This window comes from Bartonella schoenbuchensis R1, from assembly GCF_002022685.1.
GTDB lineage: Bacteria > Pseudomonadota > Alphaproteobacteria > Rhizobiales > Rhizobiaceae > Bartonella > Bartonella schoenbuchensis.
Map to the genome: position 1 here is coordinate 81,779 of NZ_CP019789.1, position 16,228 is coordinate 98,006.

General features: G+C 38.4%; 14 protein-coding genes and 3 pseudogenes. 12 read left to right on the forward strand and 5 right to left on the reverse strand.

Going from position 1 to position 16,228, the window contains the following annotated elements; translation table 11 throughout:
• Positions 1-71: 71 nt before the first annotated feature.
• The gene (dapD, locus tag BscR1v2_RS00300) at positions 72-920 is read right to left on the reverse strand and encodes a 2,3,4,5-tetrahydropyridine-2,6-dicarboxylate N-succinyltransferase (RefSeq protein ID WP_078689315.1); all 849 of its coding nucleotides are present in this window, start codon (positions 918-920) and stop codon (positions 72-74) included.
• Between the two features lie 135 nt (positions 921-1,055).
• Between dapD and BscR1v2_RS00305 the strand changes: the two are divergent.
• A pseudogene (locus BscR1v2_RS00305) lies at positions 1,056-1,897 on the forward strand (LOG family protein).
• Between the two features lie 27 nt (positions 1,898-1,924).
• Here the strand turns inward: BscR1v2_RS00305 and truA are convergent.
• The 3 genes and pseudogenes from truA to def all read right to left on the reverse strand — a co-directional run bounded on the left by truA (position 1,925) and on the right by def (position 4,128).
• Positions 1,925-2,668, reverse strand: a complete 744-nt coding sequence (truA, locus tag BscR1v2_RS00310) for a tRNA pseudouridine(38-40) synthase TruA (RefSeq protein WP_078689316.1) — start codon at positions 2,666-2,668, stop codon at positions 1,925-1,927.
• Between the two features lies 1 nt (position 2,669).
• Positions 2,670-3,598, reverse strand: a pseudogene (fmt, locus tag BscR1v2_RS00315) (methionyl-tRNA formyltransferase).
• The gene (gene def / locus BscR1v2_RS00320) at positions 3,598-4,128 is read right to left on the reverse strand and encodes a peptide deformylase (RefSeq protein ID WP_078689317.1); all 531 of its coding nucleotides are present in this window, start codon (positions 4,126-4,128) and stop codon (positions 3,598-3,600) included. Before def ends, fmt begins: the two are co-directional and overlap by 1 nt.
• Positions 4,129-4,217: 89 nt before the next feature.
• On the opposite strand from def, the gene BscR1v2_RS00325 reads away from it, so the two are divergent.
• Both BscR1v2_RS00325 and BscR1v2_RS00330 read left to right on the forward strand, forming a co-directional pair.
• Positions 4,218-5,384, forward strand: coding sequence for a DNA recombination protein RmuC (locus BscR1v2_RS00325; RefSeq protein ID WP_078689318.1), 1,167 nt, complete (start codon positions 4,218-4,220; stop codon positions 5,382-5,384).
• A gap of 111 nt (positions 5,385-5,495) precedes the next feature.
• Positions 5,496-6,083 carry a transglycosylase SLT domain-containing protein gene (locus BscR1v2_RS00330; RefSeq protein WP_078689319.1) on the forward strand — a complete coding sequence of 196 codons (588 nt, stop codon included), beginning with the start codon at positions 5,496-5,498 and terminating at the stop codon, positions 6,081-6,083.
• 231 nt (positions 6,084-6,314) lie between these two features.
• Here the strand turns inward: BscR1v2_RS00330 and BscR1v2_RS00335 are convergent.
• Positions 6,315-6,565, reverse strand: a pseudogene (locus tag BscR1v2_RS00335) (BQ00720 family protein).
• A gap of 573 nt (positions 6,566-7,138) precedes the next feature.
• Here BscR1v2_RS00335 and nth point away from each other — a divergent pair.
• From nth to BscR1v2_RS00380, 9 genes are all read left to right on the forward strand, one after another.
• A complete protein-coding gene (gene nth / locus BscR1v2_RS00340) occupies positions 7,139-7,849 on the forward strand; it encodes an endonuclease III (RefSeq protein ID WP_153301957.1) in 711 nt (236 codons plus the stop codon).
• Positions 7,850-7,985: 136 nt separating this feature from the next.
• On the forward strand, positions 7,986-8,189 hold the full coding sequence (rpmI, locus tag BscR1v2_RS00345) for a 50S ribosomal protein L35 (protein ID WP_010700643.1): 204 nt from the start codon (positions 7,986-7,988) through the stop codon (positions 8,187-8,189).
• A 33-nt stretch (positions 8,190-8,222) separates the two neighbouring features.
• Positions 8,223-8,624: a 50S ribosomal protein L20 gene (rplT, locus tag BscR1v2_RS00350; protein WP_007476181.1), complete on the forward strand. Its 402-nt coding sequence runs from the start codon at positions 8,223-8,225 to the stop codon at positions 8,622-8,624.
• 94 nt (positions 8,625-8,718) lie between these two features.
• A complete protein-coding gene (gene pheS, locus BscR1v2_RS00355) occupies positions 8,719-9,804 on the forward strand; it encodes a phenylalanine--tRNA ligase subunit alpha (protein ID WP_078689320.1) in 1,086 nt (361 codons plus the stop codon).
• Between the two features lie 31 nt (positions 9,805-9,835).
• Positions 9,836-12,250, forward strand: a complete 2,415-nt coding sequence (gene pheT / locus BscR1v2_RS00360; protein ID WP_078689321.1) for a phenylalanine--tRNA ligase subunit beta — start codon at positions 9,836-9,838, stop codon at positions 12,248-12,250.
• A gap of 316 nt (positions 12,251-12,566) precedes the next feature.
• Positions 12,567-13,475 (forward strand): metal ABC transporter substrate-binding protein, encoded by a 909-nt coding sequence (locus BscR1v2_RS00365; RefSeq protein WP_010703237.1) that lies wholly within the window; start codon positions 12,567-12,569, stop codon positions 13,473-13,475.
• The gene (locus BscR1v2_RS00370) at positions 13,472-14,302 is read left to right on the forward strand and encodes a manganese/iron ABC transporter ATP-binding protein (RefSeq protein WP_078689322.1); all 831 of its coding nucleotides are present in this window, start codon (positions 13,472-13,474) and stop codon (positions 14,300-14,302) included. The genes BscR1v2_RS00365 and BscR1v2_RS00370 overlap by 4 nt, the downstream gene beginning before the upstream one ends.
• Positions 14,299-15,153: a metal ABC transporter permease gene (locus BscR1v2_RS00375; RefSeq protein WP_078689323.1), complete on the forward strand. Its 855-nt coding sequence runs from the start codon at positions 14,299-14,301 to the stop codon at positions 15,151-15,153. The genes BscR1v2_RS00370 and BscR1v2_RS00375 overlap by 4 nt, the downstream gene beginning before the upstream one ends.
• A 7-nt stretch (positions 15,154-15,160) precedes the next feature.
• Positions 15,161-16,072 (forward strand): metal ABC transporter permease, encoded by a 912-nt coding sequence (locus BscR1v2_RS00380; RefSeq protein WP_078689324.1) that lies wholly within the window; start codon positions 15,161-15,163, stop codon positions 16,070-16,072.
• The last annotated feature ends 156 nt before the right edge of the window (positions 16,073-16,228 follow it).

The window sequence follows — 16,228 nt, forward strand, 5'->3', positions numbered from 1 at the left end:
GAAAGTGTTTGCCTTTTTTGATTATTTTGTTTGATATAATGCTTGTCGAGAAAGATCTTTAAACAGTACTTTTAGTCGCGTAGGAGATCATTAATGGATGTTTTTTTCCGTGTTTTTTGATCGACTCGTTTGACAATGACAGCACAATAAAGGTTGGGACCTATTTCACCGTTGGGTAGTGGTTTTCCAGGAAGAGAGCCTGGAACAACAACTGAATAGGCTGGTACTTCACCTATAAAAATTTCACCTGTTGTACGGTCAATAATTTTTGTAGATTTTCCAATAAAAACTCCCATACCTAAAACAGCGCCTTCACGAATAATGCAACCTTCAACTATTTCAGAACGTGCACCGATAAAACAATGATCTTCAATAATTGTTGGGCCTGCTTGCAGTGGTTCTAAAACGCCTCCAATGCCGACACCACCAGAAAGATGAACATGCTTACCAATTTGAGCACAAGAACCAACAGTAGTCCACGTATCAATCATTGTTCCTTCGTCTATATAGGCACCAAGGTTAACAAAAGATGGCATTAAGATGACATTGGGCGCAATATAAGCAGAATGGCGTACAATCGCTCCAGGAACTGAGCGGAAATTGGCTTGTTTAAAATCATCTTCTTGCCATCCAGAAAATTTTGAAGGTATTTTATCCCACCAACATGATCCATTTGTTTCACCAGAAATGATGCGCATAGGATTGAGTTTAAACGATAGAAGAATAGCTTTTTTTAACCATTGATGAATATGCCATTGACCATCTTCTTGACGTTTTGCTACGCGGACTTCACCTTTGTCTAGAAGATTTAATGCGTGTTCAACGCTGTCACGAATTTCACCTTTTGTAGAGGTATTAATAGAATCGATATTGTTAAATGCTTTTTCAATAATCGTTTCAAGTTGTGTAAGATTGGTCATTGCCAAAGTTCCATTAAGCAAGTTGAAAGCATAAAGATTTATTGTTTATGGCCTACGTGAAGAAATGTGTGTAGTCAATAAAAGGGTTTTAAAAGAGTGTAACAGGTACAGGTATATAAAAAAGGCTATAAAAGAATGGTAAAAAAAGAAGAAAAAAATAATACGCTATCTTCCTGTGCAAAAGAGGTTGGGCAACAAGTGGATACAATATCTGACACACCGCAGATGCGTTCACTTACTTACCGTATAGCTTATATGGATCAGGAATTTATGATGCGTCCTGAATTGCGTTCACAACGTCTTGGTCTTGAGTTTTTAAAACCAGAAATGGTTTTTCAAGAATGTGGCATTCAATCAACTGTTGTTTTATTTGGTGGGGCACGTATTCCTGAGCCTGGGCAAGAAGCGTGGGCAGCAAAAAATCAACACCAAAAGAATAATTTGCAAAATATGTCTCATTATTATGATGAGGCAAGAGAGTTTGCGCGTTTGTGCTCGCGCTATTCTGCTACCACAAAATATCGCGAATTCGTAATTGCAACGGGGGAGGACCTGGGGTAATGGAAGCAGGAAATCGTGGTGCTGATGATGTTGGTGCACCAACGGTTGGTTTGAATGTTTTTTTGCCTCATGAACAATGGCCCAATATTTATGTGACACCGCATTTGTGTTTTAATTTTCATTATTTAACAATACGAAAAATGCATTTTTTAATACGAGCGAAAGCATTGGCTATTTTTCCTGGGGGATTTGGCACTTTGGATGAGCTGTTTGAGGCATTAACTTTAATGCAAACAGGTCGTATGAAAAAAATTCCTATTTTAATATTTGGGAAGGAATTTTGGAACAATGTTATCAATTTTGATTATTTGTCCACTCAAGGTATGATTTCTCCTTCTGATGTTGATCTTTTCACGTTCGTCAATACAGCAGAACAAGCTTTTGAAGTAATTCGTTCTTTTTATAAGTTGGGTTGATAGCTTAAGAAGACGTTTTTAAAATAATTAATAGTCAATTTTCATCAAATAAAGACCTGAAGGAGGTGCGACCATACCACAGCGCGCACGATCCTTGGCATTAAGCGCTGCTTCAAGATCTTGAGCTGTCCATTGTCCAGTACCAACTTTCACAAGACTTCCTGCAAATGAACGGATTTGATGGTGAAGAAAAGAGCGAGCCTGTGCGTACAGAAAAATTTCTTCTCCTTTTCTGTACACATCTAAGCGTTCAAGGGTGCGAATAGGGCTTTTAGCCTGGCAGTGGGCTGAGCGGAAAGTGGTAAAATCATGCTGTCCCACAAGCTTTTGGGCTGCTTCATGCATAGCATCCGCATTAAGATGTTTTGGTAGCCACCACACACGTTTAACGTTTAGAGCTGGTGGTGAACGACGATTGAGAATTTTAAAAAGATAATAGCGTTTGGTTGCGCAAAATCGTGCATGAAAACTATCTGGGACATTTTGTACATTTAAAACAGCAATATTTTCACCTTGTTGCTGCAAATGAGCATTAAGTGCATTATGTACAGTATTAGCATGCCAGTTTTTCGTAAAATCAACATGCGCAACTTGTTCTATAGCATGAACACCAGCATCGGTTCTACCAGCTGTAACGATGGTCAATTTTTCGCCGCTAAAGTTAAAAATAGCTTGCTCAATAGCACCTTGTATAGTGCGCAGACCCGCTTGACGTTGCCAACCAGCATAATTTGAACCATCATATTCAAGAGTAAGTTTAAAACGTACCATATCAAAAAACTGCAGAAATGTTGGTTCCCCGCAAAAATGTTGGACTATCGAGAATTTTGCCGCCAGATCGTTGGAGGTGAGTTATTTCTATTTGTCCTTTTCCGCAATGGATAATCAGATTTTTTGCTTCTATTCGACCAATTTCAAGTGAGACACCTTCTACTACGCGACTTCCAAGAATTTTCACCCGTTCTTGTTTTCCACCAATATCCATGATGCACCAGCAACCAGGAAAAGGGGAGAGAGCGCAGATACATTTGTGGATGGATTGTGCAGATTGCGTCCAATCAATTCGGGTTTCTTCTTTTTAATTTTGGCAGCATAGGTTACCCCTTCCAAGGGTTGTGGGGTAAGTTTAAGTTCGTTTCTTTCAAGAGTTGATAGAGCTTCTACTATGAGCTTTGCTCCTATATGTGAAAGCTTGTTTGAAAGTTCATGAGCTGTCATATTATCGGTGATAGTGATTGAACGGGATAAAGCAATAGGCCCTGTATCTAGCCCTTCATCCATTTTCATAATCATGATTCCAGTTTCTTGGTCACCAGCCATAATCGCGCGTTGAATAGGGGCTGCGCCACGCCAGCGCGGTAATAATGAGGCATGAACATTCAAACAACCAAAGCGTGGTGTTTCGAGAATAGCTTTTGGCAAAAGTAATCCGTAAGCTGCGACAACAGCAACATCAATAGATAATGCTGCAAACCGATCTTGTTCTTCAGGTGTTTTAAGACTTTGAGGGGTAAAAACGGGGATGGATTTTGCTTGTGCTACATTCTGGACAGGGGAAGGGACCAATTTAAGACCACGCCGTCCCGCTGGGCGGGGAGGTTGGCTGTAGACTGCTACAATATCATGGCCAGCATCTAATAAAGCATGTAAAATGGGCACAGAAAAATCAGGTGTTCCCATAAAACCTAATCGTAATACCATCAAACAATTGCTTTCTGTGTGTCTTTTTCTTTTGCGCGTTTTTTTAATTTTCGAATTACCATATCGCGCTTGATTTTTGAAATGTGATCAATAAAAAGGCAGCCATTCAAATGGTCGATTTCATGTTGCAGACAAGTAGCTAAAAGATCATCTGCTTCAATTTCTGTTTGCTTTCCTTCACGATCACTATAACGAACACGAAGACGTTTAGGACGTTCAACTTGTGCATAATATTCAGGAATAGAAAGACAACCTTCTTTGTAAATATTGCGTTCATCTGATAGCCATAAAATTTCCGGGTTGATCACAACAAGCGGATTTTTAGGGGTATTGTTTTCAGCAATATCTATAACCAGCATACGTAATGGCACACCAACTTGAATGGCAGCAAGACCGATGCCTTGAGCGTGATACATGGTTTCCAACATATCGTCGGCTAGCTTTTGAATAGCTAGATCGATCTGTTCGACAGGTTTTGAAACTTCACGTAGAATCGGGTCAGGTAGAGTAACTAAAGATTTCATTAGCATAGAAATAAATTAATCAATGGTTTATGACTGGTCAATATTGAATAAGAGATTCGCGCACTTTTTCGTAATAAAATCGCTATATTACTGTTATGTTTGATTCGTTTTTTTCTTTGATACTCTTAAATGAGCGCTTTTATGGATTTATAGTTTTATTTTTACTGGCCGGTTTTGTGATTATGATGATTATACGCAGTAACCGGAAAAAGACTATTGAAGCGACTACACACGCACATGAAATGCAAATGCAGATGGCTGCATTGTTAAAAACCCAAGCAGAAATGCAAGGGCGCATGCAGACAATGGCAGAAATTTTTGGTCAAAGACAGGCTGAATTAAATCAATCTATTCGCGAACAACTCAATGGGATGACAACTAATTTAGGTCAAACTCTCCAAGTGCAGACCAAATCTACTTATGAAAATTTAACTCGTTTGCAAGAACGTTTAGCAGTCATTGATGCAGCACAAAATAATATTCAATCACTTACTGGGCAGATTATTCAACTGCAGGCTATTTTAAACAACAAGCAAACACGCGGCATCTTTGGTCAAGGACGGATGGAAGCTATTATTTCTGATGCTTTGCCAGCTAATACTTATGTTTTTCAAGCGGTTCTTTCAAATGGAAAACAACCAGATTGTCTCATCCATATGCCTAATAAAGCACCAGCCCTTGTTGTGGATGCTAAATTTCCTCTAGAAGCTTGGAATGCTATGCGCAAAGCATCATCTTCTGAAGAACGAAAAAGAGCTGAACGCCAATTTCGTACTGATATGGATGTTCATATTCGTGATATTGCGCAAAAATATTTAATTCCCGGAGACACACATGATACAGCTTTTCTCTTTGTGCCATCGGAATCAATTTTTGCAACAATCTATGAAGATTTTGAATCATTAGTACAAAAAGCCAATCGTGCGCATGTGATTATTGTCTCGCCATCTTTGTTGATGTTATCTGTTCAAGTTGTACAAACTATTATGAAAGATGCAAAGATACGTGAACAAGCGCATTTGGTTCAATCAGAGGTAGCAAAATTAATGGAAGACTTTGGACGGATGGATATGCGTGTTCGTGCTTTACAAAAACATTTTTACAAAACAGGCGAGGATATTGAAGCAATTTTAACATCGTCTTCTAAAATCATGAGACGTGCTAGCCGCATTGAGGCTTTCGAATTAAAAGAAAATGATTTTGTGTCAAAGCCAATAACAGCGCATATTCAGTCACAAACATTGCGTTTGGGTGATGAGTAATAAAATAGGATTATTCAAGTAAATAGAGGATAATTTTATCTTTTATTAATTTGGTAAGAATTTGGAAGTATTTATACCACGTTTTAGCTTTTTATAAGGGAATACAGGGTGATGCGGCGCCTTTTATTATTGGGGACATTTGTATTTTTTTTAGGCAGTTGCGCAACAAAGCCTCCCACATATACAAATAATGCTTGTGCTATTTTAGCTCAAAAAAATGGCTTTTTTGATAATTGGAAAAAAGCTTCTAGAAATGCAGAAATGCGTCATGGAATTCCTGCATCTATTATTCTTGCAACGATTAATACAGAATCGGGTTTTCGTTATAATGCGCGCCCTAAGCGTAAAAAACTTCTTGGTTTTATTCCGTGGAAGCGTCGTTCAACAGCTTACGGTTATGCTCAAGCGCTTGATAATACATGGGCAGTCTATATCCGCTCTACAGGAAGATCTTCTGCACGACGGACTAATTTTGCTGATTCTGCCGATTTTGTCGCTTGGTATCATCGCCAAAGTGTTAAACGCAATGGTATTAACCCTAATGATGCGTATAGTCTTTATTTAAATTATTATATGGGGCATGGTGCTTATGCTCGCAATAAAGGTCGTTCTACCCCAGCGATTACAGAAGCTGCACAACGTATGGATAAAATGGCAAGACGTTATGATCAGCAATTAAGAACATGTGGTTGGCGCTAGAAAGATTGTGCAAATAGCCGGATCAAAATGTCATTCAATATTTTAGGAAGATTTATGTTTATTGTGAATGATATACAAGCAAATGATTGATTGCCTTCTGTTTTTGTAAGACAAATTTATCCTGTTTAGTTGAAGCTTTAATAGCCTTTATGGCAAGAATTATGACTGTACAATGGCTACAACACTTAAGTTCATAGATTGGGTGATTTCATAATTTGTCTTAAAAATAATTTAGTGCAATGTGACAATTTGTAACTCATGTTCATTGGCACCTGCAAGAGCGATAGAGCGCTCATCGGATAAAATGATTGGGTGGCCTGTTTCACCAAAGAGAGCCCATACTGTAATTCCTGGAGTCATTGGCGGAAGATCTGGAAAATTTTTAGCTAGATCGTCTGTACAAACTTTTTTAAATAAGCAATTTGTCCTTCATTAGAAGATGCTGTGTCTTGTAATGACAAGATTTGTTTATGCTCACTCATTTCATTGGTCCTTTATGCATTGACTTTTGTTATTTTCGCTGCTGACTTGAATTAGATCTATTGCATTTAATAAATAAAGAATAATTGATAAAAGATTATTTTTCAACTTAGTACTCATGCTATACATATCTTTAGTGAGAAGAAAAGCGTATTGGAACTTATGCAAAGTTATATCATGATAGAAATATTAATGGTTTTAACTGTTTGCTCATTGTGAATAGCCAATTGATTCTCTTCTAGAGGAAGCTTAAGCATATTAAATTTTAGTGCGATAACAGCTAGAGTTTACACGTATAGCTTTCCTCATTATTTTTATGAAAATACGCACTATTTATAATTAGCGTAAGCTTTATTAGTTATATTAATATATTGTGACGTTTTATTCCTTTTTCAAATTTAAAAAGAAAAGAATAAAATATGTGTCATTGTAATAGTTACTCTTTAAAGTGATTAATTGACAAATCTTTAAAAAGCATTTTTCATATTTCTTTTATGAGGGCCAAGTGTGAGCAATAACTTCAAAGAAAATGAGAAAGAAGGTTGATGACTGAAAAGACAAGGTAATTGAGAAAAATGCAAAAAGTCGTCGGAACATTATATAGAAAAGATGAAATTGCAGAAATTTTTCGCCGTTTTTCTATTCAGCGCCCTACTCCCAAAAGCGATCTTGTGTATACGAATGCTTTTACTCTTTTGGTTGCGGTTATTCTTTCAGCTCAGGCTACAGATGTTGGTGTTAATAAAGTTACACAAGAGTTATTTCCCCTTGCAGATAGACCGGAAAAAATGGTTGCGTTGGGAGAAGAGGGGATCGCATCTTATATCCGAACCATTGGTCTTTGGCGTGCAAAGGCCCGAAATATTTATGCACTTTGTTGCCTTTTAATTGATCAATACGATGGACAAGTGCCTGATAGTCGCGAAGCACTTATGGCGCTACCTGGTGTAGGGCGCAAAACGGCTAATGTTGTTTTGAATGTTGCTTTTGGTCAACCTACTCTAGCTGTAGATACGCATATTTTGCGCCTTGGAAACCGCCTTGGTTTAGCACCAGGTAAAACACCAGAGGTGGTTGAGGAGAAGTTAGTGAAAATTATACCAGCTTGTTATATGCATTATGCTCATCATTGGCTTATTTTACATGGGCGTTACATTTGCAAGGCGCGTAAAGCACTTTGTACACAGTGCATCATTGCTGATCTTTGCAAAGCAGCAATCAAAACAAATGCCATTCCAGCACCCTTGGTTGAAGTTAAAGGGAATGGAGCTCCTGTTTTTTTTTAATACGGCCTTGCTATTTTATGTATACTGGCTTATGAAAATATGGTTGGAACCGCCCGGCAGGGCATGCCGTGGCTGTTCAAATGGCTTATTCAAGTTTTGATCAATTTGATCAAATTTAAACATATGGAGTAGCAAAATGCCCAAAATGAAGACCAAATCATCTGCTAAGAAACGGTTCAAGATTACTGCATTAGGTCGAGTGAAAGCAGCAGCAGCAGGCAAACGTCACGGTATGATTAAACGTTCTAATAAGTTCATTCGTGATGCACGTGGAACAATGATTCTAGCTGAATCAGATGCTAAAAAAATCACTCAGTATTATTTACCCAATGGCCTTTAAGCCTTGCACTTTTGATTCATAGGAGATTGTCATATGGCACGTGTAAAAAGAGGTGTTACAGCTCACGCTAAACACAAAAAAGTTCTTAAAGAAGCTGAAGGTTTTCGTGGTCGGCGTAAAAATACCATTCGTGCAGCTAAAGCAGCGGTTGATCGTTCAAAGCAATATGCTTATCGTGATCGTAAAAACCGCAAACGTACTTTCCGTTCTTTGTGGATTCAGCGGATCAATGCAGCTGTTCGTGTAGAAGGTTTAACTTATGGGCGTTTTATTGACGGACTGTCAAAGGCCGGTATTGAGATTGATCGTAAGGTTCTGTCTGATATAGCTATTTATGAGCCCACAGCATTTGCTGCTTTAGTGGTTTCTGCAAAAAAGGCTTTAGAATATTTAAAAGACACAACGCCTAATGCTTTTGAAGGCGCTGTCAAGTAAGCCAGTTTGCGTTTTCTTAAAGCATTTATTTATTCAAGATTCCGCTCTGGTTATTACTGGTGCGGTTTTTTTTTAATGTAAAATAGGCAGAAATATGAATGATATTGAACGTCTAGAACAAGAAATTTGTTCAGCTTTAGAAGCAGCCAATGATGAACAGGCACTTGAAGCGGTACGTATTGCGGCATTGGGCAAAAAAGGTAGCATTTCTGAAAGATTAAAAGCATTAGGAAAGATGAATCCCGATGAGCGCCATAAAGTCGGACCGATACTTAATGGATTAAAAAATCGTATTTTAGAATTGTGGGCGCAAAAGCGCGATGTTCTCAAACGTCATGCAACGGCTCTACGCCTGTCTAAGGAAACAATTGATGTAAGTTTGCCTGTTCGTTCTTCGCCTATAGAGCGTGGTCGTATCCACCCTATTTCGCAAGTGATTGATGAAATCATAGCTATTTATGCGAATATGGGTTTTTCTATTGCGCAAGGGCCAGATATTGAAACGGATTATTATAATTTTACTGCACTGAATTTTCCTGAAGATCATCCAGCGCGTGAAATGCACGATACCTTCTTTTTTGATGAGGATGAAGCGGGGAATCGGAAATTGTTGCGCACGCACACATCACCAGTACAAATTCGTGTAATGGAAAAGCAACAAACACCAATACGCATCATTATTCCTGGAAAAACTTACCGTATGGATTCTGATGCAACGCATTCACCGATGTTTCATCAGGTAGAAGGATTAGTAGTTGATAAAACTTCCACTATTGCACATATGATGTGGCTTCATGAAACTTTTTGTAAAGCTTTTTTCGAAGTATCTTCGGTAAAGATGCGTTTTCGCCCATCTTTTTTTCCTTTTACTGAGCCATCTATGGAAGTAGACATTCAATGTAATCGTTCCGGTTCAGAAGTGAGGTTTGGAGAAGGTCGTGATTGGTTGGAGATTTTAGGGTGTGGTATGGTGCATCCTCATGTGTTAAAGAATGCTGGTTTTGATCCGGATGAATATCAAGGATTTGCGTGGGGTATGGGGATTGATCGTATGGCTATGTTAAAATATGGCATGCCTGATTTGCGGGCTTTTTTTGAAACTGATCTACGTTGGTTGAATCATTATGGTTTTCGTTGCTTTGATGTTCCTGCCCTTTTTACTGGCTTGAGCAATGTATAATTTTGTCGCGGTTTTCATATGAGGTTTTAAGATGAAATTTACATTGTCTTGGTTGAAGGATCACTTAGAAACAGATGCATCTTTAGATGAAATTTGTAATAAATTGACAGCTATTGGTCTTGAGGTTGATCATGTTGAAGATTATGCTTCTTTAGCAGGTTTTGTGAATGCAAGGGTTTTAACAGCTGTAAAACATCCTGATGCAGATAAATTACAAATTTTGTCAGTAGATACAGGGTCCAGTACACCTGTGCAGGTTGTGTGTGGGGCATCAAATGCACGTGCTGGGCTTGTTAGTGTTCTTGCATTGCCAGGCACTTATGTGCCGGGGCTTGATGTGACATTATCTGTGGGGAAAATCCGCGGTGTTGATAGTTTTGGTATGATGTGTTCATCAGCAGAACTTAAATTGTTAGATGAGCATGATGGGATTATTGAATTGCCAGAGGATGCTCCTCTTGGAGTGCCATATGCAGATTATGCAGGTTTGAATGATCCTGTAATTGATGTTGGGCTAACGCCTAATCGTTCTGATTGCACAGGTGTTTATGGGATTGCTCGTGATTTAGCTGCAGCTGGAATTGGGCGATTGAAAGAATTATCGATACCGCAGTTTGACATCTCTTTTGAAACATCAGTTCAAGTCACTTTGGATTTTTTTCAAAGTACATCACTATGTTTAGGCTTTTCTTGGCGCGAAGTGAGCAATGTGCAAAATAGTGCATCACCACAATGGATGCAACGACGTTTGAATGCAATCGGTTTAAGACCGATTAATGCGCTGGTTGATATAACAAACTATATAAGTTTTGATCTTGGTCGTCCACTTCATGTTTTTGATGCCGATAAAATTAAAGGGGCTTTAAGAGTACGTTGTGGTTGTGAAGGTGAACAGCTGCAAGCTCTGAATGGTAAAACCTATAACTTAAGTACCAAGGATTGTGTCATTGCAGATGAAGAAGGGGTTGTTGCTATTGCTGGCATTATGGGTGGTGTCAGGACAAGTTGTGATGAAATGACACGTCGTGTCATTATTGAATCAGCTCTTTGGGATTCACGCAGCATTGCACAGACCGGTCGCACATTAGGCCTTATTAGTGATGCGCGTTATCGGTTTGAACGGGGTGTTGATCCTGCTTTTATGGAATCGGGGCTTGAGATTGCCACACAGTTGGTGCTGAATCTTTGTGGTGGTGAGGTATCAAAAGCGCAAGTTGTTGGCTATCAGAAGCCAGAAGTTAAACAGATTAGCTTTCCATTTTCTGAAATTAAACGTTTGACTAATTTAGAAATAGAACGCGGAAAAGCCATTGCTATTTTAAAACAGCTTGGATTTGGCATTAAAGGAGAAGGAGATGTGGTTACGGTCGAAGTGCCAACATGGCGCTTTGATGTTGTGGGTAAAGCTGATTTAGTAGAAGAAGTGATACGAATTTATGGGCTGGATAAAATTGAACCTATACCATTGAAAGATTTTACTGGGGGAAATAATAAAATTTTAACGTTCTCGCAAATTGTCTCACGTGTTGCTCGCCGGGCTTTAGCGTGTAGAGGCATGGTGGAAGCTGTATCTTGGTCATTTATTTCTGAAAATCAAGCACTGACTTTTGGAGGTGGTCAAGCGCAGCTTAAATTGGTAAACCCTATTGCAACTGATATGTCGGTGATGCGCCCTTCTCTTTTGCCTGGTTTGCTTATTGCTGCACAGCGAAATGTTGATCGTGGTTTCCCGGATTTTGCTTTGTTTGAAGTTTCAAGTATTTATAAGGGCGATGCACCTGATGAACAACAGTGTGTTGCTGGTGGTATTCGTCGTGGTACAGAAAAATTTGAAGGGTCTGGACGTTTTTGGAGTGGAAATGCAAAAACAGTTGATGTTTTTGATGCCAAAGCAGATGCATTGGCTGTTTTGGAGGCGTGTGGTATAGATATTAGCAAAGTACAAATTGGAACTGAAACACCTGATTGGTATCATCCTGGTCGTTCAGGTGTCATTAAGCTTGGACCGAAGATTATTCTTGGTTTCTTTGGTGTTTTTCATCCTGATACATTAGAAAAATTAGATGTTAGTGGTCCTTTATGCGGTTTTGAAGTTTTTCTTGACCAAATTCCGGAACCAAAGAAAAAGGCAACAAAAATCTGTTCTCCTTTAAAGTTGTTACCTTTTCAAATGGTACGACGCGATTTTGCATTTGTGGTTGATAAAGCAATAGCATCTTCTTTAATTGTTAATGCTGCACGTGGGGCAGATAAAAAACTTATTCATTCAGTACAGATTTTTGATCTTTTTGAAGATCCAAGTCTTGGTGAGGATAAAAAGTCTGTGGCGATTGAAGTTGCTATTCAACCTGTTGAACGAACCTTAACAGATGAAGATCTTGAAGAACTTGCTTTGAAAGTGGTGGAAAATGTTACTAAAGCGACAGGTGCATGTTTGCGTTGCTGAATTTTATGTTTTGCACAGTTGGTTGCTATTCTTTTGTATGAATTATTTTATACATAAAGCGCCTTTTGGGTATTTTTGTTGAGTACTAGAGCGGTAAATATGGGCCTTAAATTAAAGGGCCAGGGAATTTTTTGAAATTGATTTTCAATATCAGTAGACTATTAATTGAAATTATAAACAGTTTTCAGTGTAAAAAATTTTTTTAAATAACTGAAAATAACAGAAAAAAACCGTTATTTTGGATAATTTCTCGTTGCAAAGGTAGAAATTAACTGCTAATTGATAATGCAAATCATTTGCAATAGAAAGTAGATCGATGAAAGTAAAAACGTTTTTTACTGCATTTTTTTTAGGTTTAATCTTTTTAATTCCTAACTTAGCTTTGAGTGCTAACAAATTTAAAGCTGTTACAACGTTCACTATTATTGCTGATATGGCACGTAATGTAGCAGGTGATGTTGCTGATGTTGAATCCATTACTAAACCAGGTGCTGAAATTCACGAATATCAGCCTACACCGCGCGATCTTATGCGTGCGCAAGGCGCCAATCTTATATTGTGGAATGGGTTAGAATTAGAGCTTTGGTTTGAAAAATTTTTTCAAAATATTAAAGATGTTCCAAGTGTTGTTGTTTCACAAGGTGTTGTACCCATCGCAATTGGCGAGGGGCCTTTTAGCGGTAAACCGAATCCTCACGCGTGGATGTCACCGACTTTGGCTTTAATTTACATTGATAATATTCGTGATGCCTTTGTAAAGTATGATCCTGAGCATGCTAACATTTATAAAGAAAATGCTGAAATCTATAAGCAGAAGATTCGTTTAAGTCTTGATCCAATCAAAGCTGAATTGGAAGCATTGCCAGAAGATAAGCGTTGGCTTGTGACCAGTGAAGGTGCGTTTAGTTATTTGGCTCGTGATTTTGGTCTAAAAGAGCTTTATTTATGGCCAATAAATGCTGATCAACAGGGAACACCACAGCAAGTTAAACATGTTATTGATATGGTTCGCAAATACCATATTCAAGTCATTTTTTCTGAAAGTACTATTTCTGATGCACCTGCCAAACAAGTTGCAAAAGAAACAGGCGCTCGATATGGCGGTGTTCTTTATGTTGATTCACTCAGTGAAAAAGGCGGGGAGGTTCCAACCTATATTGATTTGTTACGTGTTACGAGCGCGCGTATTGCCCAGGGGTTATCTGATGGGGTGAAAGGTCAATGATTGAATCTGGAATATCTGTTCAAGATGTAACGGTGATTTATCGCAATGGGCATATGGCTTTGCGCGAAGTAAGTTTTGAAAATCCAATTGGTTCGATTGCTGCATTGGTCGGGGTTAATGGATCAGGAAAGTCAACGTTATTTAAAGCCATTATGGGGTTTGTGCAGCCTTCAAAGGGGAGAATTCGCATTTTAGGTTTGCCGGTTAAGAAGGCTTTGAAACAAAATCTCATTGCTTATGTACCTCAGAGTGAAGATGTTGATTGGGATTTTCCTGTTCTTGTTGAAGACGTTGTATTAATGGGGCGGTACGGCCATATGAATTTTTTTCGCTATGCGCGCGCGCAAGATCGCGAAGCTGTTCGTTCTGCTTTAGAGCGTGTTGATATGTTAGCGTTTGCTAAACGCCAAATTGGGGAGCTTTCTGGTGGACAAAAAAAGCGTGTCTTCCTAGCACGTGCTTTAGCGCAGGAGGCAAAAGCTATTTTGTTAGATGAGCCATTTACGGGAGTTGATATTAAAACAGAAGATAAAATTATCGCTTTGTTGCAAGACCTTCGTAAAGAAGGTGCGATAATATTAGTTTCTACCCACAATTTAAGTTCTGTTTTTGAATTTTGTGATCGTACGGTTTTAATAAAAGGAACTGTTTTAGCTTCTGGATTGACACAAATGGTTTTCACGCAGAAAAATCTTGAACGAACTTTTGGTGGTGCATTACACCGCTATAATATTGATTTCCAAGGTGGAAAAAAAGATAATATTTTTGCAAATGGTGAAGAGCCTTTATTCTTTGACTACAATCAAGAGCGGAAGCACGTTTCATGATGTCTTGGTTACTTGAGCCATTCAACTATCAATATATGATCAATGCAATGTGGGTCTCGGGGTTGGTTGGGTGTGTTTGTGCATTTCTTTCGGCTTTTCTAATGTTAAAGGGCTGGTCGTTAATTGGTGATGCACTTTCTCATTCGATTGTGCCTGGGGTTGCTGGGGCTTATCTTTTAGGGTTGCCTTTTTCGCTTGGGGCTTTTTTCTCTGGTGGGGCTGCTGCTGCCGCGATGTTATTTCTTAACCATCGAACAAAACTGAAAGAAGATACGATTATTGGTTTAACTTTTTCTTCCTTTTTTGCTCTTGGATTGTTTCTCAAGTCATTAAGACCAATGGCTGTTAACATTGATACGATTGTTCTTGGAAATGTTTTGGCAATTAGTTCATCAGATATTATGCAGTTAGTTTGTATTAGTGTTTTCTCTTTGTTGATATTATGTGCGAAGTGGAAAGATTTATTAGTTTCTTTATTTGATGAAAGTCATGCACGTGCTCTTGGATTGAATGTAAAGCTATTGAAAATTCTCTTCTTTACGCTTCTTGCTGCGTGTACTGTTGCTGCTATGCAAACAGTAGGAGCTTTTTTGGTTATTTGTCTTGTGGTAACACCAGGGGCGACAGCTTATCTTTTAAGTGATCGTTTTGTGAACCTTTTGATAATTGCAGTAGTGATTGGGACATTTACGAGTGTACTGGGTGTTTATGTAAGTTATTTTTTAAATGCGCATACCGGTGGTGTTGTTGTGCTTTTTCAAGCATTTCTGTTTATTATAGCTTTTATTTTTTCTCCAAAATACGGTTTTCTCGCTGCCCGTTTGCGCGTGAGAATGGCAAAGAAAATGTGATAACAACATGATAGATCAATTACTGCTCCCTTTTCAGCTTTCTTTTATGGTTAAGGGTATGACTATTACCGTTATTCTTTCCATTCCAATGGCTATGCTTTCTTGTTTCCTTATTTTAAAAGGGTGGGCGCTTTTAGGAGATGCGATTTCTCACGCAGTTTTTCCTGGTGTGGTTATTGGTTATATGACAACACCGTGGGTGATAACATTTTTAGCCTCTTTGCCATTTGCTTGGTTTCACCATTTACATCCAGCCAATGTTACGATGATTTTAATTGTTTTTGGTGCTTTCATTGCTGGTATGATTTGTGCCATCACGACAGGTTTTTTAGGGAGCAATAGCCGTATAAAACAAGATACGGTTATGGGTGTTGTTTTTTCGTCTATGTTTGGTTTGGGGCTTGTTCTAGCAACGGCAATTTATAGTAATTTGGATTTAAATCACATCTTATTCGGTAATCTTTTGGGTGTTAATTGGCTTGATATTACGCAGACAGCAATAATTTCTATTATCGTCACTTTAATTTTGGGAACGAAATGGCGTGATTTTATGCTGTATATTTTTGATTCGATTCAAGGGCGTGCAATAGGATTACAGATATCAGTGCTCCATTATACTCTATTAACAATGATTTCTCTCACGATTGTTGCGGCTTTGAAAGCAGTTGGGATTATTTTAGTTATTTCTTTGTTGATTGCACCAGGAGCAATTGCTTACCTTATTACTAAGCGGTTTTTCTCTATGCTTTTGATTGCTGTATTGGTTGCTGTTTTTTCTAGTTTTTTAGGAATTTATCTAAGCTTATTTATTGGTTCTGATTCTGCTTCTACGATTGTATTGATTTTGACACTAATTTTTACCGCTGTTTTTATATGGATTTTTGTTCAACAGGCTGCAACTCGGGAAACGCAAGTATAATAGATTCTTTGCATAGCAGCCATGCATTTTTGTAGGTTGTTTTAAATTTTTCTTTTTATTAAATGGGGGGTGCTAGGTTATTTTCCTCCTAATGTCTAGCCGATGGATGCAGTATTTTCTCCTCCCAACACTGCATTCGTAATTGAGAGGCTGCAT

Coding starts and splice junctions, on each gene's coding strand:
- BscR1v2_RS00325 (WP_078689318.1), top strand. CDS start 4,218: ATGTTTGATTCGTTTTTTTCTTTGATACTCTTAAATGAGCGCTTTTAT.
- pheS (WP_078689320.1), top strand. CDS start 8,719: ATGAATGATATTGAACGTCTAGAACAAGAAATTTGTTCAGCTTTAGAA.
- BscR1v2_RS00365 (WP_010703237.1), top strand. CDS start 12,567: ATGAAAGTAAAAACGTTTTTTACTGCATTTTTTTTAGGTTTAATCTTT.
- truA (WP_078689316.1), bottom strand. CDS start 2,668: ATGGTACGTTTTAAACTTACTCTTGAATATGATGGTTCAAATTATGCT.
- BscR1v2_RS00370 (WP_078689322.1), top strand. CDS start 13,472: ATGATTGAATCTGGAATATCTGTTCAAGATGTAACGGTGATTTATCGC.
- def (WP_078689317.1), bottom strand. CDS start 4,128: ATGCTAATGAAATCTTTAGTTACTCTACCTGACCCGATTCTACGTGAA.
- BscR1v2_RS00375 (WP_078689323.1), top strand. CDS start 14,299: ATGATGTCTTGGTTACTTGAGCCATTCAACTATCAATATATGATCAAT.
- dapD (WP_078689315.1), bottom strand. CDS start 920: ATGACCAATCTTACACAACTTGAAACGATTATTGAAAAAGCATTTAAC.
- BscR1v2_RS00380 (WP_078689324.1), top strand. CDS start 15,161: ATGATAGATCAATTACTGCTCCCTTTTCAGCTTTCTTTTATGGTTAAG.
- rpmI (WP_010700643.1), top strand. CDS start 7,986: ATGCCCAAAATGAAGACCAAATCATCTGCTAAGAAACGGTTCAAGATT.
- rplT (WP_007476181.1), top strand. CDS start 8,223: ATGGCACGTGTAAAAAGAGGTGTTACAGCTCACGCTAAACACAAAAAA.
- pheT (WP_078689321.1), top strand. CDS start 9,836: ATGAAATTTACATTGTCTTGGTTGAAGGATCACTTAGAAACAGATGCA.
- nth (WP_153301957.1), top strand. CDS start 7,139: ATGCAAAAAGTCGTCGGAACATTATATAGAAAAGATGAAATTGCAGAA.
- BscR1v2_RS00330 (WP_078689319.1), top strand. CDS start 5,496: ATGCGGCGCCTTTTATTATTGGGGACATTTGTATTTTTTTTAGGCAGT.